The organism is Planomonospora algeriensis (assembly GCF_977012225.1).
Map to the genome: position 1 here is coordinate 1 of NZ_CDRNDK010001121.1, position 393 is coordinate 393.

Sequence of the window (393 nt, forward strand, 5' to 3'; positions counted from 1 at the left end):
GCTCGGGTCGGCGCAGGCGGGTGGTGCGCGCCCTGGGAGCGATCATGGGGCGGGTGCGGCGGCGGCGGGCGGACTTCAACGCCCAGGCCGCGCACCGGCTGACCCGCGACTACGCGCACATCGTGCTGGAGGACCTGAACGTGCGCGGGATGACCGCGGCGGCGTCCGGCACGGCCGAGGCGCCGGGTGCGCGGGTGGCGCAGAAGTCGGGGCTGAACCGGGCGATATTGGACAAGGGCTGGTACGGGCTGGAGGTCGCGGTGCGCGCCAGGGCCCGCTACACCGGCAGTGTCGTCAGTACGGTTCCGGCCGCGTACACGTCCCAGACGTGCTCGGTGCCGGCCTGCGGGCGGGTGGATGCGAAGAGCCGCGAGAGCCAAGCGGTCTTCCGCT

General features: G+C 74.0%; 1 pseudogene. It reads left to right on the top strand.

From position 1 onward, the window contains the following. Positions 1-23 precede the first annotated feature (23 nt). A pseudogene (locus tag ACWJ6R_RS38095) lies at positions 24-393 on the top strand (RNA-guided endonuclease InsQ/TnpB family protein); the annotation flags it as partial.